Raw genomic sequence first — 24,718 nt, forward strand, 5'->3', positions numbered from 1 at the left:
GGAGCACACCATGAAGCCGAAACTTCTCACCGGCGCGATCGCGGCTGCCGCCCTGCTCGGGCTGATGGGCATGGTGCCGAATGCCGTGCGCGACGCCGTGGTGGTGCGCGAGGCGACCTACCAGCCCAGCGAAATCGACGCGGCGCGCGAATCGATCGCGCTGTCGCTCATGGGACAACTCCAGATGTCGATCGCGGATCTGATGTGGTTGAAGAGCATGGAGTACCTGCACCGGGGATCGCTGCAGCGTATGCCGACACGGGGCGAGGAAGAATTAGGTTTCATGAAGCGGGATTCATCCAACACGGCGGTGGGGCTGGGTCATACGGAGGGGGTGAATCTGGTGCTTGATCGGGAGCGGGACTGGCGCGGGCTCATCGGGGAAATTGAGCGGAATATCGCGTGCTACTCCGAGGAACACATACACGACGATCCGGTCGAGTTAATTCCATGGTACCAGATGGCGGTAAAGCTGAACCCCAAATTGGAGCGCCTTTACACCATGGGCGCCTTCTTCTTGTCGGACTTCGCACGGGAGCCGGCGGAGGCGCGCGAAATGCTGGTCGCGGGGCTTCAGGCAAATCCGAACAGTTTCGAGGTGAAGGCCGCGCTGGGCCGCTTGCTGTTTGAATATGCGGACCGGTTGGAGGAATTGGAGGATGAGCACCATGCACCCGGTGAATACGAGCCATACATGCCGGAAAGCAGGGAAGAGGCGTTTGCGATGGCGGTGGAGTTGCTTCGCGAGGCCGTGGACGATGCATTGCGATTGAAACTGGCGCTGCGCGATCGCCAGGAGGCCTTTGACGAGTTTCAGAAACAGATTCACGGCGAGTCGTACGTCTTCCTGTCGAAATCCCTTGCCGAACTTGGCGACTACGAGCAGGCCGTGGCCGTCTGCGACGAGGGCTGGGAATTCTCGAAGTTTCACTTAATACGGGTTCAGCGCCGCGTCGCCGAGCGCCTGCAGACCGGCGAGGTGAGGCCGGACGAAGGAAATCAGGACCGAACCGAATGACGGTATTGGATACCATGACAGCCGGGCCGCGAAACCGGGCGAATCCCGATGCAACCCGATTCCCGCTCATGCCGGGCGCGCGTACCGCCTTGTCCGCGCTTCTCGTGCTCGCCTTTGCGGTCCGGCTGGCCAGTATGTTCCCCGGCGCGCCCACCCCGCACTGGCACGGGGCGGTGTTTGTCGTGGCGCCGGGCGGCGCGTATCCGCATCCGTACGGATCACAAGGGTGTGAAAACCCGGCGCGGGACGGCGACGAATCGGGTGGCGAGCCGGCTGTGTTTGCGTACTTCTGCGGCCTGCACGCGCCCGTTGAGCCAGGCGCGCTGGCGGTTCCTGGCTGTGGCGCGCCGACCGCCAGGGGCGAGGAGATATGGAGCGGGGGCGCCGCTTTCGGGTCCCTTGTGCCGGAAGCCAGTGAGCCACGCGCGCCGCCCGCGCGGTTGGAGGCGCGCGGCCGGGCCCCCGAACCCCGCGGAACGAATGAATTCATCCGAAATCAAGCATGAAAAGGAAAACCACCATGAAGAAGTTGAACCGCAACGGTTTCACCCTGATAGAGCTTCTTGTTGTTATCGCCATTATCGGCATTCTTGCCGCCATTCTCCTGCCGGCGCTTGCGCGGGCGCGCGAGGCGGCCCGCCGGGCCAGTTGCCAGAATAATCTGAAGCAGCTGGGCCTGGTGTTCAAGATGTACGCCAATGAATCCCGCGGGGAGCGCTACCCGCAGATGAAGGTGCTTAACTGTGACAATGAAATTCAGCCCTGGAACGCGGTGTTCGAGCCGTCGCTCGTGTATCCGGAATACCTGACCGACTGGAACGTTCTGATATGCCCGAGCAATGCGGGCGGCGGCACGGCCCTGGAGCACTGGGACGAGGGCAAAACCCCAAGCCCGCTTTGGGAAGAGATTCCCGGGTTCAGTTTCAATGGCGTGGTCGAACCTTGCGAGGTGAACACGGAGCCCTACTACTACTACGGCTACGCGCTGACGGACAGCATGTTTCGCGTGGAAGAGGACTTCGAGAACTTTGAACTGGCCGTTGAGGCGCTGTACGAGTACATCGAAGACGGGAACATAAACGCGGTGGACCAGGACTGGCCCATGGTGGATGAAGACGGGAACCCGGTTCCCGTCGGCGGCCTCCGATCCGTGTTTCGCCTCCGTGAAGGCATCGAGCGCTTCTTCATCACCGATATCAACAATCCCGGCGCGAGCGCGCGGGCGCAGTCCGAGATCGTCGTGATGCACGACGCGGTATCCGAGGAGCCGACGCACTTCAACCACGTGCCGGGCGGCGCCAACGTGCTCTACATGGATGGGCACGTGGCGTTTATCAAGTACACCAGCGAAACCGGGGAATTCCCGGCCAACGAGGCCGGCTTCATTCTCCATGAAGCCGGCGAGGGTGGCCACCACCACCCGTAATCCGATCTGCGCTCCTCTCCAGGAAGCCGGAAGCACCGGCGGGCCGCACCTGCTCCGCGGCCCGCCGGAGCAACTTGGCGCAGGGGCGGAGCGAGACGAAAATAGGGCGGAGCAGCACGACAATAAGACGGACAATGGGCTTCCGGATTGGAAATTCCTTGATATCGGGATTTTTCCAACAGCTGGCGCGGCGCGCCGAGCGCGGCCCGTGAACTCCTCCCTATACCGGGCGCCCGCAAGATTGCGGCCCGCTCTGGATCGTATCATGAGTGTTGCGAAACCTTGCTATCTCGCCGGTTTGCCGTGGGTGGATTGCGCCTTGACAGCCTTGACCGGGTCCTTCGCGCTGGCGCTTATCGCTGGAGAGTGGCTTGGCATGCCCCCCGCTGCCGGTATCGCCTTGGCGGTTGGGGGCTACCTGTCGGGTTCCTGGCGCGCCGCCATCGAGACATTTCCGGGCCTGTTGAGGGGAAAGGCCGACATCGAACTCTTGATGATCCTGGCGGCTGCCGGAGCGGCGGCCATCGGCCACTACGACGAGGGTATCGTTCTGCTGTTTCTTTTCTCACTCTCCCACGTGATCGAGGATATTGCGCAGGAGAAATCCCGGCGCGCCATCACGAGCATTTTGAGGGAGCGGCCGTCGCACGCCACGGTGCTTCGCCCCGAAGGGGTGGCCCTGACACCGATCGAGGAGATTGATCGGGGCGACATTCTGCGCCTTCACCCCGGGGAGATCGCGCCTGTGGACGGGGTCGTGCGCGAGGGCGAAACCACAATGGACGAGTCCACCCTCACAGGCGAGTTCGTTCCCATTTCCAAGCGGGGCGGGGATCGGGTGATGGCTGGCGCGGTGAACCGGAACGGCTCGATTGACGTTACGGTCACGGAACCCGCGGCCAAGAGCACGCTCGCCCGAATCGTACAATGCGCCGAGAGGGCGCAGGAAAGAAAATCCCGGTTTCAGAGCACCATTGAACGCCTGGAGAACCGCTATGCCGCGGGCGTGCTCGCCGGCGTCACGCTCTACATTCTTGTTCTCTGGTTCGCCGGGTTCCCCGGGCCAGACGCCTTCTACCGGGGAATCGTGCTACTGGTGGTTGCGTCGCCGTGCGCGCTTGTGCTTTCAACGCCCGCCGCCACGCTCGCGGCGATTGCGGCCGGCGCGCGCCAAGGTATCATCTTCAAGGGCGGATCAACGTTGGAGAAGCTGGCGCATATCGACGCCGTCATGTTTGACAAGACCGGGACGCTCACCACTGGCCGGCCCCGGGTCACCGACATTATCCTTTCACCCGATGCGCCCCAAGACTACACGGAAGAAACACTGCTGGCCGAGGCCGCGGCTCTCGAGGCGCGCTCGGAGCACGTGATCGCCAAAGAAATCGTGCGCGCCGCGAGGGAGCGCCACCTGGACATCGGCGAAGTAGTCCACTTCGAGGCCGAACCGGGCATGGGAATCCACGCCGACCTTGATGGATATGAAGTCTGGGTCGGTAACGCGCGGCTCTTCAACCAGCACGGCGAAGCCGCGCCCGACTGGTTGATGCGCGCTAAGGGCGAGCTGGAATCCGCGGGGAAGAGCACGGTAATTGTCCACCGTTGCCGGAAGGGTACGCGGGCGCGGGATAAATGTAAATGGCTGGGGCTACTTGGATTCCTTGATCCCCCGCGAGATTCCGCGCTGAAGGCCATTGCGGAACTCAGGAAGCTTGGCGTGCAGCGAATTGCCCTGCTAACTGGGGACAACGCGCCCGCAGCGGAGAGGTTGGCCGGTGAGTTGGCGCTGGACGAATTCCACGCGGATCTGTTGCCGGAAGAGAAAATCGCGTGGGTTGAGCGATTTGAGAATCAGTGGGGCCGGGTTCTGATGATTGGCGACGGTATTAATGATGTGCCAGCGCTCGCCCGCGCCACGGTCGGTTGCGCCATGGGCGGCACGGGTATCGATACGGTGCTGCACCGCGCGGATTGTGTCTTGATGGGCGACGAATTGTTGCGTGTACCCGCCGCACTGGCCCTGGGGCGCAGGGCAACCCGGATCGCGCGGCAGAACCTGACCTTTGCGCTGGGTTCGATACTGATTCTGACCGCCTGCTCCCTGGCCGGATCGCTTCCACTGGCGCTTGGCGTTCTGGGGCATGAAGGAAGCACTGTGCTGGTCTGCCTGAACGGGCTCCGGATACTTCGCAACCCGCGACCCGGAGAGTAGTGTGCGCCAGCCACCAGAGGATTGGCTGCCCTTACGCTGGTGTTCCGGCAGGGTTCGTGGCTGCGAAATCTTGCGCGGCGCCCATCCGAAATACCATAATTCCCAAGACTCGTAATTGCGCGTGCTGGATTCTCCGGTGCGCCTGATGCTCGTTGCATTGTCTTTGGGAATCACCGATTGATTGAGCAGATCCACGCTACGTACTGAACGAAGGATAGGGGGCGCTCTTGCGCGTCGGCTCGCATGGCGGGCGACCTTTTTGGCCCTGGTCGTGTCGATCCGGTTGGTCTCTGGCCTGCCGTTGGTCGCGACACCGCATTACCACGGCGCCGTGGCGCACTCGCACGGGGCGGGCGGTGTGGCGCACGGTCACCGTGGCGGCGCGGGGGTGGAAGGGGCGCGCGCGGCGCGTGAAACCAACGCGTTTCCCGTGCGCATTCCGGTGCGGCGGCCGCCGGTGGAAGAGGCGCCGGACTCCCCGGATCGGGATCCGGCGTCGCCGGAAGGGGCCTATTTCTGCCTTGCGTCGCTTGACACCCTGGCGGATGGGGGCTTCGCCGCTCCCGCGCCGCCGCTTGCCGTACGGGGGGTAATCGCGCCCATGGCCCGGGCGGCATCGGCGGAATCCCGTGTTTCCGGCCGCCCGCGCGCGCCGCCTCCCGCCACCGCCCCAATCGCCTGAGTTCTTCCCCACTACCATTACCGGGCGCGGTCTGACCCGCGCGCAGCACGGGCGCGGTGTGTCCAATCGGGCCACCGGTGTCCGGATGCCCCGCGTGCGCCCACCCGGACTATTCTCAAAGGAACCTTCTCATGAAAAGACGCCCGTACCGGGGCTTTACCCTGATTGAACTTCTCGTGGTTATCGCGATTATTGGCATTCTCGCGGCCATTCTCCTGCCCGCGCTTTCCCGCGCGCGGGAAGCGGCGCGGCGCGCAAGCTGCCAGAACAACCTCAAGCAATTCGGCCTCATCTTCAAGATGTACGCCGGCGAGAGCAAGGGCGGGAAGTTCCCGCCGATCAAAACGAAGCGCTGCGACGGCACGGTGTCATCGCTGGACACCATCTTTGAGGGGGAGACGGTGTATCCGGACTACATGACGGATCCGAACATCCTGATCTGCCCGAGCGCCATTTCCGCAAGCGCCAACGCCCTGGAGACCTATGACCGGGGCAATGTCGGATCGGACAACTACGTGGATACGCCCGGCTTTACGAACAGCGGCGTCGTGGAGCCGTGCGAGTTTCTGGGCCATCCATACACCTACCTGGGCTGGGCGGTGAGCAATGCGATGGTGCAGACGCCGGCGCAGTCGCTGGCCTTTTACCAGAGCATCCAGGACTTCGGGACGCGGATCTACGAGAATGCGTACCGCGCCGAGGAGGACTGGGTGTTCGCCGTTCCGCTTCCGGGCGGCTATGATCGGGCCCCGCGCCTTCGCGAGGGGGTGGAGCGCTTCTTCATCACGGACATCAACAATCCAGGGGCCTCCGCCGTGGCGCAATCGAATCTGGCAATTATGTTGGACAACATTGCGGATGCGGCCGAGAGCTTCAACCATGTGCCGGGGGGCGCGAATATTCTTTTCGCGGACGGGCACGTGGCGTTCTACAAGTATCCCGATGGCGGCGGTGGCACAGTGGTTTTGGAAGAGGACCCGCTCCCGACGGGCGGGCAATTCCCGATGAATGCCGCCGGCATCGCGCTTCACGTCGCCAACCATATCTTCGCTCCGGGCGAGGAGGGTATTGAAAGCGGCTTCTACCAGAGCGTCCTGTGGCCGGGGAGCGATTTCCCGTGAGATAGCAGGGGGCCGATTGGCAAGAAAGTAGGGCGCGGGTCCAGCGGGGCCCGCGCCCTTCCTCACGGTGGCTATGGATTGTGCGGATCAGTCGAGTGCGTAGAGCGCGCTGCGCTCCATCCGGACGCGCAGCTTAAGTCCGCGCTCAACTTCCTCCTGTTTCCACGCAAGCGGGATGGCCCGGGCGTCGAGCGCCTCCACGCGGCAACGACCGAAGGATTCCCGTGGCGCGCCCGCGCCGTCCACAACGTCCAATTCAATCCATCCCTGGCTCGTGTCGGCGTTCATGGTGGAGGGCAGTCCCCGGTCGGCGTTGAGCGGCAGGGTAAAGCCGCCACGGGCCTCGGCGGCGGCCGCGGTCAGGCGATCCTTCGGGTAGGCCACGGTCTCCATGCCGCCGTCCTTCCAGATGGCGAAGTGGATCTCGGAGCCGATGGGGAACGGGTCGGCATAGCTCCAGAAGCCCAGGTCTGTGTCGCGGAAGGGGCGCTCCCAGGCGCGGCCGTCGCGGCTGGTGATTAGTTCGTTCACGATGATGCCGCTGTGCTTTCCTTCGAGCGCGGGGTCGGCGTAGTATTTCATCAGGAGGCCCGCGAAGCCGCTGCCATACGGGAAGACTTTCATCAGATAGAACTCCGCCTCGGGCGGGTCCTGATCGTCCGGGCGGAGAATGATTTCCTGGTCGGTCCACACCTGGAGATCGGGGGACGTGCGAAAGGCCTGGACGCGCCGCTTTTCGGGGAGGTTGTCGGTGTAGGGTTTATCCGGCCAGTCTTCGAGCATCGTCTGATAGAGCCAGAATTCGTCTTCGCGCTTCATCAGCGTGTAGGCGTCGTTGTGCTCGGTGAACACCGCGCCTCGCTGCTTCTCCCACGAGAGGCCGTCGCTGGAGTAGGCGAGCATTGCGCCCGCCAGGCCTTCTTCCGCGGGCTGATCCCAGTACAGCAGGGCGAGCCGGTCCTTGTGCTCCACGATCTGGAAGACGTTGAAGCCGCCCCACGTCGGCCGGTGCGGCGAACGCGTCAGGCACACGTTGTTTGGTCCGCCCCAGACGGGGGGATCCGGGTGCAGCGCGGGCAAGGTCCATTTCCCGTCGCGGAGATCGCCGACGCAGAGGGTGCGTTGGTCTTCCCACGCCGTTTCTTCGGTGTTGACGCGCTGGTACCAAAGGCGTACGCCGCTGTCGATCGCGCGCGACGCCACGGGCGCATACCAGAGCTTCGGGCGATCCGGGTCCTTCGGAATCAGCACCCGCCCCGGCTCGGGGATGCGCGCTTCCACGCGGACGCCATCGGCATCGTGGAGATCCGCCGGGGAGAGGAACACGGTGGGCGCCGCGGCGAGGGCGCAGACGGCATGGAGGAGCAGCGGGTGCATTGAGCGAGCCTCAGTTGACAGTTGACAGTTGACAGTTGACAGTTGACAGTTGACAGTTGACAGTTGACAGTTGACAGTTGACAGTTGACAGTTGACAGTTGACAGTTGACAGTTGACAGTTGACAGTTGACAGTTGACAGTTGGTGGAAATATAGTAAAGGGGAATAGGGTGTTTTTGTTGTTGATTTACACCGCTTTCGAGTTTGCTTATTTCACCAGCCTAAAGCCCAAAGCCTCCAGCCTACTCCAATACGCGTATCCACGCTTTGGCGGTGGCGGTCTGGCCGTTGTTGTGGGTGCGGGTGACGCTTACGATGTAGTCGCCGGGATTGGCGTAGGCGTGCTGGATTTCCGCGTAGCCTTCCGGCGCGAGGGGTTCGGCGTCTTCCGGGGATTGGGTGGTTCGCACGGGGCTGCCGTCGCCGAAGTCCCAGGATTCTTCGCCGCCCTCCATCCGGAAGGCGCGGGCCTTGAAGGTGATCGGGTCGCCGGGGCGGATGCCGCGGGCGGGGTGGTGGTTGATGTTAACGCTGGGGGTGTACTGCGTGAGGTCATCGGGGTCGAGCACCATGACGTGGGCGAAGTCCCAGGCGGATTCGCCGCCGGGATCCGTTACTTTCAACGTTTCGCAGTAGAAGCCGGGGGTGTCGTAAGCGACCGTGTGGCGGGGGCTTTCGAGGGCTTCGCCGCGCTGCAGGGTCCACGTATAGGAAGCGATATCGCCGCTGGCGGACCAGGAGCGGCTGCCGTCGAGCACGGCGGATTCACCGGCGACAATCATCTGCATGGGTTGCGCGTTCGCATAGAGCGCCAGGCCGAACTCGCGGACATAGGCCTCGTGGAGAAAGGCGAAGGCGGCCTGCGTCCCCCACTTGCCGGAGGGCTGTCGGCTCTTGATCTCGAAGTGGAGGTGCGACCAGCCGCCGCTGGCGCCTTCCTTGCCCGCAATGCCCACGGGGTCGCCCTGGCGGACGACGGCGCCGGGCTGGATGATGGGCGCGATTTCCTTGAGGTGCGAGTAGCGGTAGTACCAGCCGCGCCCGTCCAGGAGGTAGACGACGTCGTAGCGCGGGCTGGCGGGGGTATCCGTCTCGTGGCCGGGCAGCACGTCTTCGCCCCGCTGCACGACCAGCGCGTCCGTGGCGGCGACGACTTCGGCGAGGCCTTCGGAGGCGCCGATGTCCATGCCGGCGTGGTAGTAGATGCTCGGCTTGATGGCGTCGCCGCCGTGGACCGGTTCGTTGTCGAACCAGGTGCGCGTGGCGTTCCAGTCCTGCTTGATCGGGTAGATCATGGATCCGGGCTGGAGCCAGGGCGAGCCCGCGGGCCAGAGGCGGATTCGGGCGTCCTTTTCGAGGCCCCAGAAGGCGGGGGTCCCGCGCTCGTTGAGGCCCCGGGTCGCGGTGCAGTCGATCTGGACGCCGGCGAGCGTCACGGGGAGGCGGTAGGGGCCCGCATCGAGCAGGTGGGACTCGCCGTTGACGCGGAGGCGCAGGGTCGCGCCGTAGACCGCCTCGCGTACGGGCTCTTTGTGTTCCTCCACACCGATCAGGGCGATGTTGGCCGTTGAACCGTCGTGCAGGGTGACGGTGGCGTGTTCGCCGATGTTGAGATCCACCACGCGGACGAGCGGGGCGATAGTTTCCAGCGGCGCGGGTTGTGCGGGAAGTGCGGCGGCTGATGCGGCAAACAAACACAGGACGTAAAGGCGAAACAGGGGCACAGCGGGAATCCTCTCGGTTTTTTCCCACTATAGCGCGCCGCGCGTGGGAGGTTCCAAGAACGTAGGACGGGCGTCCCGCCTGGGTTTGGACAGCCGGGACGGCTACTCTTCCATTTCGGTGAAGAATCCGTGGTGGCGGCCCAGCCAGTAGGCGATGAGGTAGGCGGAACCGGTGTCGAGCAGATTGCCGTCTCGGCCGAAATCGGGGACATACGGGTTTCGATTCCAGCGGCCGAAGCAGCGCTCGTCGACGGGCAGCACGGAGAGGAGCTGGGAGACGCCGAAGCGGTCCACACGGGGATCGAAGACGACGTCGGCGCGGTGGCTGTTCTTCTGGGGCCACTGCCGGCGATCGGTGGGGATGCGGCTGAGGTTGAGCACGGCGGACTCGAGATCCACGTAGTGCGGGTCGATCGTTGCGGTGACGAAGTAGAAAAAGGCGCTGCGGTCGCGGTCGATGATTTTGTAATGGCGCCGTACGGCCTTGTGAAGCTGTTCGCGAATCTGGGGGTCGTGTTCGAGCTGGAGGATCGGGTACCAGGCGACGTAGGCGAGCTGGTTGTCCGAGTGGTTGTTCGAGTCGGGGAAGGTCTTCTTTTCGAGGAGGACATTGGCCAGGTAGCCGTGCTCGTGGATGAGTTTCTCGTAATGTTCCTGGTACTTCGCGTCGCCGGTGATGTGGTGCGCGGTCTTCAGGAACGACAGGATCTGGAGCGAGTTGAGGCCGGTCTCGAGGAAGCGGTTCGGGTCGTTGTTCAGGAGCTCGGGATTCCAGAAGCCCCAGCGCGTGCGTTCGCCGTCCCAGTCGAGGAAGAGGTAACCGTTGTCGACGATGTAGTCGGTGACTTCGCGGACCTGCTCGATATGCCGTGCGCGCAGTTCTGGATCGTGCTTCGCGATGTGCTCCCAGTACGTGTAGAACGCGAGGTAGTGGCCGTCGATCTCGTCCGCCGAGGTGTCGCTCTTCCAGTACATCGCGCCGTCGTGTGTGCGGCGCCACTGGGTTGTCTTGTCGTAGCCGCGTTCGGCGGCTTCCTCGGGGGTGACGACGGTGCGGGCGACGAGGCCGGGCGTGCCGGAGGCGTCCTGCAGCATGTAGAGGGCTTCCATGCCCTCGCGGGACGAGGCCTTCGCGGCGGGGTCGCCGGTGGTCCCGTGGGCGAGCGCCATGGCCGCGACGTGGTAGGCGGTCCACAGGCCGTCATTGTCCTGGTCGGGGGAGTACCAGGACGTCGGGTTTACCGGATTATCGAGCACGGCATCGGCAACGAGGCCCAGGCGCCGGTGGTAGGTGGTGACCTGTTTTTCCAGGGTCTCGGCGCGGGCCAGCAGGGTGGTTTCCGTGATATCGAGCTGGCCGACGCCGTCTTCCGTGGCCGTGTAGACTGTGCGGCCATCCGGCGTCAGCGCAACGTCGTGAATGTGGTTGTGGGGCAGGTAGCGCTGGCTCTCGCGGTAGAACCACTGGCGGCCCTCTTCGTAGGGGCGGTGGTGAATGAGGCCGTGGGAGGTCCCGATCCACAGACGGTCATTCGTATCGATTGCGATGCAGGTGACGTCTTCGACCGGGAGGCCGTCGCGGCCGCGGATGGCGCGCCAGGCGCCGTCCGGCTCGCGCACGGCGATGCCCACCGGGGATCCGGTCCAGAGCGCGCCGCGACTGTCGAGCGCGACGGCGGTGACGTTGGTGGCGAGCGGGCCATCGACGCCATAGGATTCGTGGCGGGTGAGTGTGGTCTTATCCGCGCGATAGAGCCCGTTCCTGGTGGCGAGCCAGGCGCCATCGCCCTCCATAACGGCGTCCTGGATGACGCGCGCGCCGGCCAGGGTGAGGGCGGCCTCGTGCGGTCGAATGTAGTCACCGATTTCGCCGAAGAAATTCAGCCGCGGATGGTAGAGGGCCTTGCGCTTGACCAGGGCGACCGCGCCGGCGTTCCAGGTTGCGGTGTCGTAGGTGGCTTCGCCACCTGAAGTGCTGACCACAAGGCCTTCCGGGGTAATTTGAACGCCCATAATGGCGCCTTGGAGCACGGTGTCCGGGAGCCAGCGCCGCACGTGTTCCTCGACGGGGCCGACCTTGATCGGGAGTCGACCGGGGTCGGGTTCCGCGAGCGCGCGCGGGTCGTCGGTATCGCGCAGCGGTGGGACCACATTCCAGATGGGGAAGGGGAGGGTGGAGAGATCGGCCGTTTCGGCGGAGGCGGGGAGTGCGGACACGGTGAGGGCGAGCATGAGAAGCAGGCGCATGATAAAGCCTTTGATTTGAAACTTCGCTACTGAACGGTATTCAACGCGAATTGCGGTCGCGGCGCTTTGAGAGTGGATCGATTGGGGCTCAATCGCCCGTTGTCGCGTCTGGAGGGCGGTTTGATAGCGTTGCGTGGGCATTGCGTTTCCCGGCGCGCACCGGATGCGGCCCTCCGGGGCCGGACTCCTCGGAGTATACCCCAGCCCGCCGCCGCGCGGCCAACCGTTTGTTGGTGGTTCTCGCCCAATAGTAAAGCGCCCCGGCATCGCGGGGGCGACGCCGGGGCGCGGGGGCGCGGAACGTGGGTTAGTTCTTCGTGGGGCGCGAGAAGGTGAAGTTGGCTTCCGCCGCCGCGTCCGCCGTCACGGTGACCGTGGCGGTCTGCGTGCCGAGGCGCTCGTGCCAGGCTTCAATCTCGTATTCGCCGGGTTCCAGGTCCTTGATCTCGAAAAGTCCGTCCTTCTCGGAGATGTCGTAGAAGGGGTGGTCGAGCACGGCGCAGTAGGCCATCATCCAGGGGTGCACATCGCACTTGAAGCGGAAGGGCTCTTCCTCGACCTTGTCGAAGGTGAATTCGAGGACGGTGGTGTTGGCGGGCATGGCGCGGTTCTGTGGGGTGTTGAGCTTGGGCGCGCAGTTCACATTGTGGAAGATCTTGTCCGGGTTCAGCACGTACAGGGTCTGGCCGAGACGCACGACGTTCACGTGCGGCGAGTACTTGCAGCCTTCCTGCGTCATCCGGTACGGCTCTTCGGGCACGGGCCATTCCTTTTCCGGGAGGCCCTTGGTGACGCGGACGATGACGTTGGCCAGTTCCTTGTTGTCACCCAGCACGAGGATCTCGTTCATCACGGGTTTCCCCTCGGTGTGATGAACGCAATTCGGGTCGGAACTGACGTCAAGCGGCTTGCTGAGCACGGGGGGGATATCGCCCTCGTATACAATCTTGCCGGTGACGGAGCCGGCGTGCGCGACGCCGCAGGTAAAGAGGGCCGCCGCGCCGAAGACGGCGGCGTTTCGAAGAGAGAAATTCATCGGACTGGGTACTCCTGAAGTGAGTGGCTTCGGGGGCATGCCGGCGGCGCGCCGCAGCTCCCCCGCTACATGTAATGCCCGGCCGACCGCAACGAGCCGGGCCTGTTGAACCCGTAAACGATAGCAAAAAACGCGGGGGCCTTCAAACGCGGCATGCGACCAGCCTCCGCCGTTATGGACGCGCGGCGCGTCTAAACATTCAATCCGCGGCGCCGAAGACGCGAATTCGCCCGTCCGCGCCGGCGGCGATGAGTTCCACGGCGCCGTCGCCGTCGAGATCGGCGAGGATGGGTGCGCCGGGCGGTGCGCCGGTATCCCGGGTCCAAACGACGCGGGGCGATCCGTTGTCGTCGCCGAGGGCCAGGAGTTGCCCGTGGCTCGTGCCGAAAATGAACTCGAACTGGCCGTCGCCGTCGACATCGCCGGCAATCACATCGGTCGCGGCGGCCTGCAGGTCAAATTCCCAGCGCAGTTCGCCTGTGCGGGCGTTCACGCAGGCGAATTGGCCGTTCTGGCGCCCGAAGCCCATCAGCCACGCGCCGTCCGGCAAGGGGAGGAAGGCTTCGTGGCCTGTCCGGCTGTCGCCGGGCCGCCCGGCGCGATGCCAGTAGGGATCGGCGGCGATGGACATGCCGCCCTGGAAGTAGTGTCCGCCGGCGAGGCAGACGAGCGGCGCGTCCCCGTCACGGGGGAGCACGGCCGGGAAGGTGTAGAGGCCCTGGCTCGGCTGATCGAAAATGTGGGGGGGAAACAGCGGGCCGAGGAGCAGGTCGCCGGTCGGGCCATCGGCGACGCAGTAGTAGTCCGGGTTCGTGAAAACCAGGTCCTCCTTGCGGTCGCCGTTGAAATCGAACGCGGACGCATAGTTGACGCTCGGGCCCCAGTACCGCTGGACTTCGGTCTCGCCCTTTTCCCAGAGGAGCCCGCCATTCGATCCGTTCAGGCCGGCGCTGCGCACGACCGGTGTGCCGGCCCACACGTAGAGATCCGGCGTATCCCGCCCGGTCAGGTGGATCGTGCGGAGGTAGGCGCGGCGCGGCTGGGGCAGGCCGGGGCGGTCGGGTTCGGGGAAGGTCATCTCCCAGAGCAGTGCGTTGTCCTTCGCGGGCGTGATGACGCGTACCGAGGGCAGGGCGGTGGGGGAGACGCGCAGCAGGGCCAGATCCGTCAGGCCATCGCCGTTGAAGTCCGCAATCGCGGGCGGCGTGCTTGCGGCGTGGCGCCCCGCCTCGACGAAGGATCCGTCCCGGTACGACAGGACGGTCAGGTCGGGTTCCTGGAAGAGCAGGAGTTCATTGCGCCCATCTCCGGTCAGATCGGCGGCGAGCAGCACGGGCGCGGGCGGGCCTTGCAGGGCCGGGAGGCGGGAAAAGTCGGGGCCGGGCGTGGGGGGCGGCGCCGGGGGCGCGGGCGCCAGCGAGAATGCGCCGTCCGGGGATACAGCCGCGTGGAACGGCGCGCCGTCACGCTGAATAACGGGCGGGTCTCCCGAAGCGAGCGCCGTTGCGGCGTCGTCCGCCCAGCGCTGCGCGAGCGCGCCGTCGCGCACGCCGAGGATACGCGCGCCGGCCAGGCGCGTGCGGGTCGGGTCCTCGGACGCATTGCCGAGGATTTCCGCGCGGCCGTCCCCATCGAGGTCGTGGATTCGCTCGGCGATCACGCCGGGAAAGGTGTACTTGAGCGCGCCATCCATCACATCGTAGGCGCGGACGAGCCAGGCGCCCTCGCCTTCGCTGTTGAACATGGAAACGACGATCTCGTAGACGCCGTCGCCATCCAGATCGGCGTAGGGCGGCTCCGGCCAGGTCGTCGCGACCTTCCCGGTGGTCACGCTCTCGGGCCACCCGTAGTGCCACGCCTTTTCCATGGCGCCGCCGCGATTAAAGAGCACTTCGTGGTGCTGCGAGAAGTTGGCGATACAAAGGAAATCCTCGCGGCCGTCGCGATCGAGATCGACGAAGCGCGTCAGGCCGTAGCTGCGCACGTTGCCGGGGCTGACGTCCCAGGAGGCGAAATGCTTCAGGGCTCCGGAGACCGCGTCGAGGAACCACATGCGGCTGTGGGTCTGGAGGACGAGCTCCTGCACGCCGTCCGCGTCAAGATCGGATTGGAGGAAGCTGGGGAAGCAGGTGTATTCGTGGAAGTCGTAGCGCCACTGGAGCCGGGGAAGACCGCCCGGCGCTTCGAAGGCGAATAGGGCGCAATAGCCGTTCTCCGGATCGGGCGGATAGCCCATCATGACCACGAAGATCTGTTCGTCCTTGCGATCGGGTAGATAGCTTCCCGCGTAGAGGTACCATTGGTACGACATGGGATCGACGTCGTAGCGCCACCGGATTGCGCCGGTCGCGAGATCGGCCAACACGGCGGCGGCGTAGGGGCTGCCCGGGCGGCCGGCCTGAAGCAGGATCTCCCGCGCGCCGTCGCCATCGAGATCGGCGACGCGCACCAGCGTCTCGAAGTTCAGGCCCGGCGGATGCGCCCGCCACACCTCGTTTCCCTCGGCGTCGTGACAATAGAGCGCGCCCGCGACAATCGAGAGGGCCCAGTGTCCGTCTTCCACGGCGACGGGCGTGATGTCGGCGCGGGTGCGTCCCAGATCGTATTCGCCAAGTAGCGCGGGCGCGTCCCGCATGGCGCCGGGGCGCGGTTGCAGGGCGGTGAGATGCGGATTCTGGCGCGGCTCCGGCCAGGCGCCGTCCGCCGCGAATGCGGAGCGCGCCACGAGCAGAATAAGGGCGATCAGCGCGCGCGGGCGGCAAGGGGGCATGGTGAATGCGGCTCCTGTGGGGTCAATGCGTGGCGGGCCCCGGAGAGACGTCGCGGGCGTCGCGCTCTGTTACTCTTCTTCGACCGGCTCTTCCGGATCGTCCGGCGTGTCCGGCTCCGCGGAAGTCTCGGGGGCCGGCGCATCACTGGCTGGGGAGTCACTGGCTGGCGCACCATCCGCATCGTCGACGTCGGCGGGCGCCTCTGGGGCTGCGGGCGGGGCCGGCGGCAGGCTACCCGGGTCGTCCAGTTCCTTGATCTCCATCTGCACGCCGCCCGCGCCGCGAACCTCCGCGGGGGCGGCGGACGGCGCCGGGCCAACGGATTCCGGGGTAGAATGGATCGCCCCGGGCAACGCGCCATCTTCTGGCGCGTCTTCCTCCAACTCCCGATTGACATTGCTCAGTGTGATCGGCGCGGGCGGAGGTTCCAGGTCGGGCGTGGCATCGGCTTCCGGGGCTGCGTCGGGCTCGGGCTCCTGTGCAGGTTCAGGCGCAGGTTCGGGCTCCGGTACAGGCTCAGACTCAGGCGCGGGCGCCGATTCCGTTACGGGCGCCGGCTCAGGCTCAGGCGCGGGCGTCGGCGCGGGCGTCGGCGTGGGCGTGGGCGTCGGTGTCGGTGTCGGTGTCGGTGTCGGTGTCGGCGCCGGGGCTGGTGCGGGTTTGGGCGCCGGAGCCGGTTCGGGTTTGGGCGCCGGTGCGGGCGCGGGTTCCTGTTTCGCCAGGGCGACCGGCGCGGGAACGGGGCCGGTCAGGCCTGGCGCGCCGTTGTCCTTGAGCCAACTCGACAGTACGAGACGCACCTGGCGCCCGGCGACGCCGTCGACATCGAGGCTGGTTTCGGCCTGGAGGCGGGATATCGCCGTGGCGGTCTCCATATCGTAGCTGTCGGTGGTGTTGTCCGCGTTCAGGCGATTGAGGTTGCGGAGCTTCGCCTTCAGATCCGCGACCGCCGGCCCGGATTGACCCTGACGCAGCGCGCGCGCGCCCTGGGCGGCATCCTGCCACGGCACGATGGCCTCGGCGGCATAGATGGATTCCAGGGCCGCGCGTTTGACCGCGTGGGGCGCCTCGCCGCCCGAGGAAACCGTGACGGTGTCGCCCGATGCGTGGACCAGTGCGATCCAGCGGGGCGCGTCGTCCACAATTACGCGGACGAGCGCGGGGAGGTCGAGGGCAATCAGCTGTCCGAGGGACGGGTTCAGGCGTTCGTAGGTCCACGATTGTGCGCGAAGAAAGGCGTCGAGGGTGGCGTCGTCCAGGTTGGCGGGCGCCCGGCCCGAGGGGGTCTTGTTCCAGGCGCCGAGCAGCGCCGCAAGCGCCGCGCGATGGGTATCGGACGCGCTCGCGGCCCGCAACTCGGCCTCGAGATCCGCGGATGGATCCGCGCTGACCGCGAGGGTGGGATCGGGCGACGGCGGCGGCGCCACGTCGGGCGCTACCGGCTTTTCCGCGGGCTCGGGAACCACGGCGGCCAATACCGGCGGCGTCTCCGCGGGCGGGGCCGTGTCCGGCTGTTCGCCGGCGGGGGCGTCTTCCGCCGGTTTTTCGGGCCGGGCGGTCTCCGCTGGCGGAGCGGTGGTAGCCGACGGTTCCACGGTGCGCGCCGTGCCCGGTTCCGGCAGGAGCTTTGCGCCGCGTTCGATGAGGCTGGCGGCGTGCGACTGGAGCACGGGCGAATTCAGGTAGATCGCGGCGGCGATACAGGCGGCGGCGAGGCCGGACACGGGATTGAAGATCCACTGCCGCAACGAACGGCGCGGCTGCGGGCGGCCGAAGATCGCGTCCCCGCGTATCTCGCGCCACGCGCGGTATACGATCGCCTTCGTGATCGTGTGGGTTTCCTTCGTGAATCCGATAAGCAGCGCGCGATCGCAGATGGCGTTGATGACGCGGGGCGTGCCCTTGGAGATCTTGTAGACCGCCTTGATGGCCGGACGCGCAAATTTCACCGTGCGCCGCCCGCCCGCGACGTGGAGGCGGTAGGCCACGTATTGCAGCACTTCCTTCTCGCTCAGCGGGCGGAGGTGGTAGCGCGCGGTGATGCGCTGGTTCAGCTGGCGCAATTCGTGGAGCTCCAGCTTCTCGCCCAGTTCCGGCTGGCCGATGAGCACGATCTGAAGGAGCTTTTCGGTCTCCGTTTCCAGGTTGGAGAGGAGGCGGATCTGCTCCAGCACCTGCGGATCGAGATTCTGCGCCTCGTCGATCAGGAGCACGCAGTTTTTGCCCTTCGCCGCGGCCTCCAGCAGGTATTCGTTGAGTTCCTCGGTCAGCTCCAGCGCATTGGCCCCGCGGGCTTCGATGCCGAACTCGGAAACGATCTTGCGCAGCAGTTCCAGCGGGCCCAGCATCGGGTTGAAGATGAAGGCCACCTCCGTGTCCTCATCCAGCTGGTTCAGGAGGTTGCGGCAGATCGTCGTTTTTCCCGTGCCGATTTCACCGGTCACCATCACGAAGCCGCTCCGGTTTCGGATGCCGTAAAGCAGATGGGCGAAGGCTTCCTTGTGCTTTTCGCTCAAATAAAGGAAGCGGGGATCCGGCGTCAGGTTGAATGGCTTCTCGCGGAGCCCGTAAAAAGCTTTGTACATAGTGTCCTCAACCAGCGTCAATAATGCAGCGAGGTCCCCAAGACCACAGGATAGCCTAGCATTTCATGAAAAGGCAGTCAATTACGGGGCGCGCGGTTGTATTTGGAACATGTTCGGACCTACACTCGCCCCAGGGACCCGAAATCACGACCATGCGACAAAATCTTCTCACATATGCCGTGGCGCCGGCCTTGATTCTGGCCTCTTGCGGCCCAAACGCCACCGTGGATACCGGGGGAATTCCGCCCATGGCGCCGGAGGTCCCGACACGCTATGCCATCGATTCCGGGCCGCCGTTGCTTCCAAACGGCGCGTTTGAGGAATGGCTGAGCGCCCAGCCGGCCCCGCCCGGCTTTGTGGCGCCCGCGGACCCCGCCGTGACCCGCGTGCGGCGCGATGTTCGGTCGGGTCGCCTGGATACGCCGGGCTACACCGCGCGCCAGACGTGGTTTCGGAGCGATCTAATGGCGCCGCCGCCGGATCGCTTTCATGCCGCCGTGACGCTTGATCCGGAGACCTGGTATCGCCTTTCCGCCGTGGCGGAGGCGGATGATGGCGTTATTGCGTCGCTGGGCGTCTGGGAGGGCGATGGCGCGGGGGGCTGGCGGGTGATCGCGCGGGATGTGGTCCGGGTGCGCGGGAGCGAGCCCGCGCGATACGAGGGGGAATTTCAGACCGTTGCGGGCGGGCGGGTGCTGATCGCCAGCCAGGTTCATCCCGACAGCAGGTTGCCCGGCGACGTGGTGTGGTCGGCGTGGGCGCTGGAACGCGCGGCGGATCCGGGCATCCCCGCCACAGTCGCGGACCAGCCGGTGCGGCGCGGCCTCCTTGCCGCCACGTTGGACCAGGTGCGGGCGCAGCTTGCGCTATACGGGGGCGAAACCGAATGGCTGCGCGGCGTCGCGCCGGTGCAACGCAACGTGGCGCGCGTGCTGGGCGAGGCGGAATCGCGCGCGGGGACCAGCGTGCTCGGCTACAACGGGTACGTGTTCCGGAAAGAGGAACTTGCGCAATACGCCGAGACGGAGCGTCTCACGCAGGAGGCCAGCGGCGCGGTCCGGCCCGCGTATGCGGCGCTGGTGCGGGCGGAGCGCAGCCTGGCCGCGCGGGGGGTGCATTTCGTTGTGATGCCGGTTCCGGGCCGGATGCCTCTGTACGCGGACGAGCTGTTCAAGCCCGCGGCGGACGCACCGGTTAACCTGCGCGCGCACGCCCTGCTCGTGGAGCGCCTGCTGGCGGATGATGTGTTTGTGATTGATGTGGCGCCCGAGTTGTGGCGAATGCGCATGGCGGGAGAGGCGCCTTTCTGGCGCGCGAACACCGATCTGCCCAGCGCGACGGCGCTGGCGATGGCGGCGTGGTCCGCTCCAGCGCTCGCGGCGCTGCTGCCGCCGCCCGGATCGGGCCGCGGTTACACCGTCGAAACGCACCGGTTGCCGCTGGAACAGCCGCTGGTGGAGGAGATTCTCCCGAGCCAGCGCGAATTGGTGGCGCCGGAGGAGAATACCATTCACACCGTGCGCGATGCTGCGGGGGCGCTTCATGCGCTGACGCCGGACGGGGCGTTGTATGTGCTGGGCAGCTATGGGCTGGCGCACCAGGTCCGGGGGGCTTCGGTGGCGGCGCACCTGGGGCGTTTATTGGACTGCGCGGTCGCCGGGCCGCCGCGCAACGTGTCCGACGATGCGGCGCCGCGCTTTCTGCGGGAGGAAGCGCGGCTCGATGGGGTGTCGGTGGTGTTGTTCTGTTTTCCGGAGGCCGCGATGCTGGAGGCGGGCTGGGAGTAGCGTGGCGGAATGGGGGAGGTCGCCTGGCGTTACCCTGAGAACGCTCTTTTGGGGTACAGCCTCGGGCGGGATTGGCGGTGTTTGCTCCGGGTGTTGGGCTGGTTTGCCCGCCCGATGCAGTCCCCTTGTCTCCGATGCGGTCCCCCTTCTTATCAATAAAGGCAGGGGATCGCGCCGTTGCCGGTGGCGCGGCGGTATTCTTCGGCGACGGCCATCAGCGAGCCGAGAACGACGTGATCGAGGGAGACGCCCAGTTCTTCCGCGTAGCGGCGAAGGGTGGATTCCAGCGCGGGCTGCGCTTTGACGATTTGCTGCGCGGTGGTCCGGAATTCTTCACTGATCGCGAGGGTGGCTGGCATGTCGTTGGCCCTTTCTCTCGGTTGCCCGTCGTGTACTGGTCTTATCGACGGCATGCCGGGAAACTTTAGCGCGGGCCCGAATCGATTAGTGCTTCCTCGCGGCGGCGTAGGCATCGGCGAAGCGCCGCGCGGCGGCCTCGATACCGGCGAAATCGCGCTCGGCCATGAGTTTTTTGGATACGAGCGCCGTGCCCACGCCGACGGCCGCGACACCCGCCGCCACGAAGGTGTGGAGGTTCTCGGCGTTCACGCCGCCCGTGGGGACGAGGGGAATCTGCGGCATGGGCGCCTGCACCGCCTTGATGTAGTCGAGGCCGCCGAGGGTTGCGGGGAAAACCTTGATCAGGTCGCCGCCCAGTTCCCAGGCGTTGAAGATTTCGGTCGGCGTGAAGGCCCCGGGTAGCACCGGGACGCCGTAGCGGTGGCCCATGGCGATGACGGGTGCGACGGTGACGGGGCAGACGACGTATTGCGCGCCAGCAAGAATGGCGAGCCGCGCGGTCTCGGCGTCGAGCACGCTGCCGACACCCAGGAGTACGTCCTGGCCCTGTAGTTTCGCGCTGGCGGCCTCGATGCACTGCAGGGCGCCCGGCGTGGTCATGGTGATCTCCACACAGTGGATCCCGCCGCGCACGAGTGCGTCCACCGTGTGCGCGAGATCGTCGCCGCCGCCGTCCGCGCGCACAATCGCGACAATGCCCTTGTCCTTGAGGTATTGAATCCGCTGATACCGGTCCATGGATGCCTGGCTCCCGCGCGCGAGCATTCCGCCCCGGCATGGGACTGTGGTATGCTCGCCGTTCTGATTGGTTGAGCGAATAGTATCGCAAATTCTGTGTGAGGTCTGCATTATGACGAGGATTTCAAGGCCCTGGCGGCGTTTCGGGGCCGCGGGCTTGTGTGTTGCGGCGATCGCCCTGGCGGGCGCGGCGCCCGACCGCGGCTACACCATCCCCGTTGTCGATGTCAGCGGAGACACGGCCCGCCAGGTGGTCGTAGATCGCGAGCCCGGCCAGTATCTGGGCCACCCGACGACCGTGTTGCTTGAAGATGGTCGGACGATGATCGCGGTGTATCCCAAAGGCCACGGGCGCGGCGCGATTGTGATGAAACGCAGCGAGGACGGCGGGCGCATGTGGAGCGAGCGATTGCCCGTGCCGGAGAACTGGGCCACGTCGCAGGAAGTTCCCACGATCCACCGCGTGGTCGATCCGCGGGGCGTCAAGCGCCTGATCCTCTTCTCGGGCTTGTACCCGATCCGCATGGCGGTGTCGGAGGACGATGGGCATACCTGGTCGCCGCTGGAGCCCATTGGCGATTTCGGCGGCATCGTGGCCATGGGGGCCGTGGAGCGGTTGAAGAACGGGAACTATATCGCGCTGTTTCACGACGACGGGCGCTTTATTGACGGAAGCGGGTCCAGGGGCGCTCCCCCGTCCGGCGGCCCGGTGTTTCAGGTTTACCAGATTGAATCGGCGGATGGCGGGCTCACCTGGAGCGCGCCCCGCGTGATCGCGGCGCACCCCACGGCGCATCTCTGCGAGCCGGGGCTTATCCGGTCGCCGGACGGGAATCAGATCGCCGTGTTGCTGCGCGAAAACAGCCGCAAGATGAATTCGTTTCTGATCACGTCAGATGATGAGGCGACCGCGTGGTCGGAACCGCGCGAGTTGCCGGGCGCCTTGACGGGTGATCGCCATACGGGCAAGTACGCGCCCGACGGGCGGCTGTTTATTTCGTTCCGGGACACCACGCTCGAAAGCCCGACCAAGGGCGACTGGGTAGGCTGGGTAGGGACTTACGACGACATTGTTTCGGGCCGCGAGGGCCAGTACCGCGTGCGCTTGATGGACAACCACAAGGGGGCGGATTGCGCCTACCCCGGCGTCGAGGTTCTGCCCGGCGGCGAATTCGTCACGACAACCTATGGCCACTGGACGCCCGGCGAGGAACCGTACGTGGTTTCGGTGCGCTTTACGCTGGACGAACTTGACGCGCTGGCCGTAACGGGCCGGTAAACCCGAATGGATTCAGGTAGCTACGCGATGAAAAAACTGATAATTCTTGGTCTCCTTTTCGTTCTTTCGGCCCCCGCGCTTGCGCTGGATCTCGGCGCGGTCGCGTGGGAGCAGGCGCGGAAGGATCTCGCGAGCCCCTTCCGCATGATGTGCGTCGCCGCGCACCCGGACGACGAGGACGGCGCCACGCTGGCCTACTACCGGATGCTGCACGGCGTGAAGACGCACGCGGTCATCGCGACGCGGGGGGAGGGCGGCCAGAACGAGATCGGACCGGAGCTTTACAACGAACTGGGCGTGATCCGCACACGCGAGATGCTGGCCGCGGCGGAGATCGAGGGGGCGCAACTTCACTTTCTGGATCTTCCCGACTTCGGCTATTCCAAGACCCCCGGAGAAACCTTTGAAATCTGGGGGCGCGAGGTTGCCCTGGAACGCACCGTGCGCGCCATACGGGAGACCCGCCCGCATATCATCATTACGAACCACGGGCGCCTGCAGGATCACGGCCACCACCAGGCGATCGGCGCGGTGGTGGAGGAGGCGTATGCCGCCGCGGCGGATCCCGAGCGATTCCCGGAGCACCGGCAGGCCGGCCTGGAGCCCTGGCAGGTTGCGCGCCTGTACATCCGTGATTTTCAGGGCAACACGGGATCGGTCGCGACAAACATCAGTGCGCTGGAACCGGCCCGGGGTCGCACCATCGCGGAAATTGCGGCCAGCGCGCTCGAGGCCCACGAATCCCAGGGCATGTTCTACTTCATCAACCTGCTGCGCAACGAGCGCCACGAGACGCACTACCAAATCGTGCAGAGCCGCCACGGAGCCGGCAACCCGGCGCGGGCCGCCGCGCCGTTTGGCCCGCTGTTCGCCGGGCTCGACCCCGGCAGCGGCCGCGACGCCTTGGCGGCGATCGCGGCGCTGGAGGATCGCGCCGAAGCGAAGCGCGCGCTTTTTGGCTGGCTCCAGGAACACGAGCATTGGAAGGAAGGCAACGCCGACGAGCGGGAGGCGTGGCATGACGCGGCCCGCGCGGTCGCCGTGGCGTCGGAGCTTCGCCTGCGCGCGCGGCCCGATGACGATGTGGTGACGCGGGGCCAGACGGTCGCGATCCACGTGGATTTGGAAGACTTCGGCGAACCGGACGCCATCCTGGCGGAGGTATCGATCCACGAGCGCCACGGGCTTGGTTTGTCCGGCGCGCACCGGATGGAGCTGCCCTTGCACGGCGCGCAGCGGGGCGAGGGCAGCCTGTCGCTGGCGATCCCGGATGGCGCGGCGCTCACGATTCCCCACGCACCGCGCCTGTTCGCGCCCCGTTTTCTTGAGCCGCAGCTCGAAGTGCGCGCGCGCGTCAACTGCCGCGATGGCGTGCTGGAACTGATTGCCCCGGTGTACCTGGACGTGGCGCCGCCCATAGAAATCCGGTTTCCCGGCGCGCCCGTGCTCGCCCGCGCGGGGCATACCGAGCCCCTTACCGCCGACATGCACGTGACCAACCATATGCCCGAGGCGTATACCGAGTACGTCAGCGTTACGCCACCCCCGGGCTGGCGGGTTTCGCCCGAGCGCATTTCCGTTTCCTTCGCGCGCGAGGGCGAGCAGCGCATCGTGCCCTTCACGCTCACGCCGGACGCCGCGCCGGATGCGGGCGATTATGTCGCCCGCGCGGGCATCACCGGCGGCGCGGATCGCGCCGAGTTGCTGGTGCGCGCCGCCGACGTTCGGGTGGCGCCCGGGCGTCGCGCCGGCGTGATTCAGAGCTATGACACCACCTTTGTGGAGACGCTGGAGAAGCTGGGCGTCGCGCACGAAACCCTGGCCCTGGATGACTTCCGCCCGGCGCGGCTCGACACCTTCAGCACAATCATCGTCGACATTCGCGCGTACCAGTACCACCCGGACCTGGCGGCGAACAACGGGGCGCTGATCGACTTTGTCCGGCGCGGCGGAACCCTGCTGGTCATGTACCAGAAAGAGTTTGACTGGCTTCCGGACTATGCGCCGTACCCCATTACGCTTTCCCGAAACCGCGTGACCCGGGAAGACGCGCCCGTGCGCGTGCTGGCGCCGGGCCACCCGCTCTTCACGACGCCGAACGCGATTGTGGACGCCGACTGGGATGGCTGGATACAGGAGCGCGGCCTGTATTTTCCGGAGTCGTGGCACGACAACTACACGCCCCTTATTGATGTGCAGGACCCCGGCGAGCCGATCCCCCCGGGCAGCTGCCTGATCGCGGAGGCCGGCAAGGGCATCTATCTGTATACCGCACTGGGCTGGTACCGCCAGTTGCGCGAGCTGCATCCCGGGGCGTTGCGCGTGTTCGCGAACATGCTGGCGCTGTGACCGGCGG

16 protein-coding genes and 1 pseudogene are annotated in these 24,718 nt (G+C 65.9%); 9 read left to right on the plus strand and 8 right to left on the minus strand.

Annotated features, from left to right (window positions below; translation table 11 throughout):
• Nucleotides 1-10: 10 nt before the first annotated feature.
• From KF886_18715 to KF886_18740, 6 genes and pseudogenes are all read left to right on the plus strand, one after another.
• Nucleotides 11-1,018, plus strand: a complete 1,008-nt coding sequence (locus tag KF886_18715) for a hypothetical protein (protein MBX3179394.1) — start codon at nucleotides 11-13, stop codon at nucleotides 1,016-1,018.
• Between the two features lie 520 nt (nucleotides 1,019-1,538).
• Nucleotides 1,539-1,631, plus strand: a pseudogene (locus KF886_18720) (prepilin-type N-terminal cleavage/methylation domain-containing protein).
• Nucleotides 1,632-1,745: 114 nt separating this feature from the next.
• The gene (locus KF886_18725; protein ID MBX3179395.1) at nucleotides 1,746-2,444 is read left to right on the plus strand and encodes a hypothetical protein; all 699 of its coding nucleotides are present in this window, start codon (nucleotides 1,746-1,748) and stop codon (nucleotides 2,442-2,444) included.
• A 319-nt stretch (nucleotides 2,445-2,763) separates the two neighbouring features.
• Nucleotides 2,764-4,656, plus strand: coding sequence for a heavy metal translocating P-type ATPase (locus tag KF886_18730; protein ID MBX3179396.1), 1,893 nt, complete (start codon nucleotides 2,764-2,766; stop codon nucleotides 4,654-4,656).
• Between the two features lie 259 nt (nucleotides 4,657-4,915).
• Nucleotides 4,916-5,338, plus strand: coding sequence for a hypothetical protein (locus KF886_18735; protein ID MBX3179397.1), 423 nt, complete (start codon nucleotides 4,916-4,918; stop codon nucleotides 5,336-5,338).
• Between the two features lie 416 nt (nucleotides 5,339-5,754).
• Nucleotides 5,755-6,459, plus strand: a complete 705-nt coding sequence (locus KF886_18740) for a hypothetical protein (GenBank protein ID MBX3179398.1) — start codon at nucleotides 5,755-5,757, stop codon at nucleotides 6,457-6,459.
• 87 nt (nucleotides 6,460-6,546) lie between these two features.
• On the opposite strand, the gene KF886_18745 is transcribed toward KF886_18740, so the two are convergent.
• From KF886_18745 to KF886_18770, 6 genes are all read right to left on the minus strand, one after another.
• A complete protein-coding gene (locus KF886_18745) occupies nucleotides 6,547-7,836 on the minus strand; it encodes a hypothetical protein (protein ID MBX3179399.1) in 1,290 nt (429 codons plus the stop codon).
• A gap of 241 nt (nucleotides 7,837-8,077) precedes the next feature.
• Complete coding sequence (locus KF886_18750; protein MBX3179400.1) at nucleotides 8,078-9,559, minus strand: peptidoglycan DD-metalloendopeptidase family protein; 1,482 nt, start codon at nucleotides 9,557-9,559, stop codon at nucleotides 8,078-8,080.
• Between the two features lie 102 nt (nucleotides 9,560-9,661).
• Complete coding sequence (locus KF886_18755; protein ID MBX3179401.1) at nucleotides 9,662-11,806, minus strand: hypothetical protein; 2,145 nt, start codon at nucleotides 11,804-11,806, stop codon at nucleotides 9,662-9,664.
• A gap of 307 nt (nucleotides 11,807-12,113) precedes the next feature.
• Nucleotides 12,114-12,842: a hypothetical protein gene (locus tag KF886_18760; protein ID MBX3179402.1), complete on the minus strand. Its 729-nt coding sequence runs from the start codon at nucleotides 12,840-12,842 to the stop codon at nucleotides 12,114-12,116.
• A gap of 199 nt (nucleotides 12,843-13,041) precedes the next feature.
• Nucleotides 13,042-15,612 (minus strand): hypothetical protein, encoded by a 2,571-nt coding sequence (locus KF886_18765; GenBank protein ID MBX3179403.1) that lies wholly within the window; start codon nucleotides 15,610-15,612, stop codon nucleotides 13,042-13,044.
• Between the two features lie 69 nt (nucleotides 15,613-15,681).
• Nucleotides 15,682-18,198, minus strand: coding sequence for an AAA family ATPase (locus KF886_18770; GenBank protein ID MBX3179404.1), 2,517 nt, complete (start codon nucleotides 18,196-18,198; stop codon nucleotides 15,682-15,684).
• 248 nt (nucleotides 18,199-18,446) lie between these two features.
• Between KF886_18770 and KF886_18775 the strand changes: the two genes are divergently transcribed.
• On the plus strand, nucleotides 18,447-19,985 hold the full coding sequence (locus KF886_18775; protein ID MBX3179405.1) for a hypothetical protein: 1,539 nt from the start codon (nucleotides 18,447-18,449) through the stop codon (nucleotides 19,983-19,985).
• 152 nt (nucleotides 19,986-20,137) lie between these two features.
• On the opposite strand, the gene KF886_18780 is transcribed toward KF886_18775, so the two are convergent.
• A complete protein-coding gene (locus KF886_18780; protein ID MBX3179406.1) occupies nucleotides 20,138-20,344 on the minus strand; it encodes a hypothetical protein in 207 nt (68 codons plus the stop codon).
• An 85-nt stretch (nucleotides 20,345-20,429) separates the two neighbouring features.
• Nucleotides 20,430-21,083: a bifunctional 4-hydroxy-2-oxoglutarate aldolase/2-dehydro-3-deoxy-phosphogluconate aldolase gene (eda, locus tag KF886_18785; GenBank protein ID MBX3179407.1), complete on the minus strand. Its 654-nt coding sequence runs from the start codon at nucleotides 21,081-21,083 to the stop codon at nucleotides 20,430-20,432.
• A gap of 112 nt (nucleotides 21,084-21,195) precedes the next feature.
• On the opposite strand from eda, the gene KF886_18790 reads away from it, so the two are divergent.
• Nucleotides 21,196-22,362, plus strand: coding sequence for an exo-alpha-sialidase (locus KF886_18790; GenBank protein MBX3179408.1), 1,167 nt, complete (start codon nucleotides 21,196-21,198; stop codon nucleotides 22,360-22,362).
• A 27-nt stretch (nucleotides 22,363-22,389) separates the two neighbouring features.
• Nucleotides 22,390-24,711, plus strand: coding sequence for a PIG-L family deacetylase (locus KF886_18795; GenBank protein ID MBX3179409.1), 2,322 nt, complete (start codon nucleotides 22,390-22,392; stop codon nucleotides 24,709-24,711).
• The last annotated feature ends 7 nt before the right edge of the window (nucleotides 24,712-24,718 follow it).

The sequence above is a fragment of the Candidatus Hydrogenedentota bacterium genome, from assembly GCA_019637335.1.
GTDB lineage: Bacteria > Hydrogenedentota > Hydrogenedentia > Hydrogenedentales > JAEUWI01 > JAEUWI01.

What these genes read in the sequence shown, in the direction of transcription:
- KF886_18745 (MBX3179399.1), bottom strand. Translation starts at nt 7,836, where the DNA reads ATGCACCCGCTGCTCCTCCATGCCGTCTGCGCCCTCGCCGCGGCGCCC.
- KF886_18755 (MBX3179401.1), bottom strand. Translation starts at nt 11,806, where the DNA reads ATGCGCCTGCTTCTCATGCTCGCCCTCACCGTGTCCGCACTCCCCGCC.
- KF886_18775 (MBX3179405.1), top strand. Translation starts at nt 18,447, where the DNA reads ATGGCGCCGGAGGTCCCGACACGCTATGCCATCGATTCCGGGCCGCCG.
- KF886_18790 (MBX3179408.1), top strand. Translation starts at nt 21,196, where the DNA reads ATGACGAGGATTTCAAGGCCCTGGCGGCGTTTCGGGGCCGCGGGCTTG.
- KF886_18780 (MBX3179406.1), bottom strand. Translation starts at nt 20,344, where the DNA reads ATGCCAGCCACCCTCGCGATCAGTGAAGAATTCCGGACCACCGCGCAG.
- KF886_18770 (MBX3179404.1), bottom strand. Translation starts at nt 18,198, where the DNA reads ATGTACAAAGCTTTTTACGGGCTCCGCGAGAAGCCATTCAACCTGACG.
- KF886_18795 (MBX3179409.1), top strand. Translation starts at nt 22,390, where the DNA reads ATGAAAAAACTGATAATTCTTGGTCTCCTTTTCGTTCTTTCGGCCCCC.
- KF886_18765 (MBX3179403.1), bottom strand. Translation starts at nt 15,612, where the DNA reads ATGCCCCCTTGCCGCCCGCGCGCGCTGATCGCCCTTATTCTGCTCGTG.
- KF886_18715 (MBX3179394.1), top strand. Translation starts at nt 11, where the DNA reads ATGAAGCCGAAACTTCTCACCGGCGCGATCGCGGCTGCCGCCCTGCTC.
- KF886_18740 (MBX3179398.1), top strand. Translation starts at nt 5,755, where the DNA reads ATGACGGATCCGAACATCCTGATCTGCCCGAGCGCCATTTCCGCAAGC.
- eda (MBX3179407.1), bottom strand. Translation starts at nt 21,083, where the DNA reads ATGGACCGGTATCAGCGGATTCAATACCTCAAGGACAAGGGCATTGTC.
- KF886_18725 (MBX3179395.1), top strand. Translation starts at nt 1,746, where the DNA reads ATGAAGGTGCTTAACTGTGACAATGAAATTCAGCCCTGGAACGCGGTG.
- KF886_18760 (MBX3179402.1), bottom strand. Translation starts at nt 12,842, where the DNA reads ATGAATTTCTCTCTTCGAAACGCCGCCGTCTTCGGCGCGGCGGCCCTC.